Raw genomic sequence first — 2253 nt, forward strand, 5'->3', positions numbered from 1 at the left:
TCTAGTTATTGGCACTTTTTTATTCAGTTTTAGTAATTATTTAACGTTAATTTAATAAAATTCTATCAATCGATAATGTTTTTCTTTACCTTTTTTTAAAAAAAATAACATTTTTATACAAAATTAGTAGATTTATAACTTGTATGGGTATATAATCAAATTGTTATTTGGGAAAATTTAAAAAATTACAAAAAAGGTGGGTATCATTTTGAAGAAATTCATTACAGGTTTAACTATTCCAGTTTTAGCGCTTTCTCTTGGGTTGGGAGCTACCACAAGTTTTGCTAGTGAGTTAGATAGCCCAACCTCAAATAATGTAGTGGAACAATCTCAGCAAATAACTGCTGAAGATATAGCATCCCTAAAAGAATTTTTAACTAGTTATAATGTAGATGAGACAACTCAAGACCAATTGATTACAAAATTAAAGAATGGAGAAGTATGGGATTCTATTAAACAAGGTCAAGAACCAGTTAATACTGTTGAAAAAACAACAGAAGAAAATGGAGTTGAAACAATATCCACTTTTAAAGATGGTTCTATTGCAGTAACAACATTAGAACCAACTATTGTAGAATTTACAGAAAAGGCTCCAACTACTGGTGGTTTTTCAACATTTGCAGTTAGTCCAGGAACTGTTACAAGTGGAAGTGGTTATAAAAATTTCAAAAAAGCTAAAGCATATGTATATACTGGAATAGCTAATGCACATTTTTATGCTGATTTCACCATTGTGCAAGGTGGTAATGACTATATTTCACGAGTATATGACTATAAAATTGTAGGAATAGGCGGTACAGCTTCTTACGACAACCTTAAGATTACAAGAAAAACAGAAAATCTAAACGGAAAAGCATCTGCTAAACTTGATTTCACATGGGTTGCCTTTAACGGCGCAACAAGCAGCACTTGTTGGATTAAACTTTTTGTTGGAAAAGATTCATATAGTACTGACTATAGTTACTAATAAATAAAAAAAAATCTCTTTATTTTTAAAGAGATTTTTTTAATTCATTCAATGTCTTTTAACATTTTTTCAATATTATCTATTTTTTGATGAATTTCGTCTAATTGTTTCTGGTTACTTTCAATGTGTTGCTTTTCTAACCTTAATCTTTCATCAGCTCTTTTTTCATATTTTTTAACAGTTTTTACAATGAAAAAAAGAACAATTAGAATTAAAATAATTGGAAGAAAAATTTGCATTAATGAAAATAGACCTAAATAAGTAGTTACATTCGTCAAGTTAAAAATCTCCTTTTAAATTATCTTTCAATTCTTGTTGAAATAGTTTATAAATTACATTTTTATCTAACTGAATTTGAAAAGAACTTAATTCATAAAACTTTAACGCCTTACCTGATGTTGAAATTTCTAAATTACTTTTAACTAAATTAACCTCCTCTAATTTTTGCAAATGTAAGTAAAGTAAAGGCCTGCTAATTTCTAAATTACGAGCTAGTTCACTCACATATTGTCTTCCTGTTGCTAAAATTGCAATAATTTTTAATCTGTGTGGATTGGCCATGGCTTCAAGAGACTTCAATAATATTTCTTTAGAATATTCTTCTTTCATATGTAAGTATTTTATTACACGTGTAACACATGTGTCAATATTTTTAGAAAAATTAATTAAATTTCAAATATCCTAAAAATATATAAAAGGTGATCATCGAGGTTTAGTTAAAGAGTTTTGTCCGTTGAGACTTACTTTTTGAATATCAAGAAAAGAAAACAAAAAACTCTTATGGGAGAAACAGGGCAGGATAGTTTAAGTTCATTATTTCACAAAGTTATCCATGATTGATAGTTAAAAGAACCATATAAGATAACTCGTTCTTTTACTCCTTCTCTGGATACTTACATTTAAAATTCCTATAGAATTTCCAGAGATTGAGTAGGTTAGGTTCATTAATTCCTATAAGGGGCCAATAAAAAAACCGTCAAAGACGGCATTATTTTATTCGAATAATTATATCCTCATATTTAATAAGGATTATCGCTTTAGTTCTTGGATTTTGGACTTCTAACAAGCCGTTTTCATAGTCAAAAAAAACAAAGTGGATTCTGCTCCTATATATAACTTTCTGACCGAATACAATATGGCATCATCCTAAATGGTATTCAAAAAAATAATATTTGATTTATACAGAAAGTGATGTTTAGCTGTATGTAATATTATTTTGGAGTAATTCAAGGATAACATAATTCCGATTATTAAGATATGAATATTAAGTAAGCTTATTCCTACTT

Annotated in this window: 3 protein-coding genes; 1 reads left to right on the forward strand and 2 read right to left on the reverse strand. The window is 28.1% G+C overall.

Going from position 1 to position 2253, the window contains the following annotated elements; all coding sequences use genetic code 11:
* Positions 1-196: 196 nt before the first annotated feature.
* Complete coding sequence (locus tag ABTZ91_RS33935) at positions 197-967, forward strand: hypothetical protein (protein ID WP_352081088.1); 771 nt, start codon at positions 197-199, stop codon at positions 965-967.
* A gap of 44 nt (positions 968-1011) precedes the next feature.
* Here ABTZ91_RS33935 and ABTZ91_RS33940 read toward each other — a convergent pair whose 3' ends face one another.
* Positions 1012-1245 (reverse strand): hypothetical protein, encoded by a 234-nt coding sequence (locus ABTZ91_RS33940; RefSeq protein WP_127738748.1) that lies wholly within the window; start codon positions 1243-1245, stop codon positions 1012-1014.
* A 1-nt stretch (position 1246) separates the two neighbouring features.
* On the reverse strand, positions 1247-1576 hold the full coding sequence (locus tag ABTZ91_RS33945; RefSeq protein ID WP_127738749.1) for a winged helix-turn-helix domain-containing protein: 330 nt from the start codon (positions 1574-1576) through the stop codon (positions 1247-1249).
* Positions 1577-2253 lie beyond the last annotated feature (677 nt).

Source organism: Streptomyces sp. NPDC126499, from assembly GCF_040302485.1.
Lineage (GTDB): Bacteria > Actinomycetota > Actinomycetes > Streptomycetales > Streptomycetaceae > Streptomyces.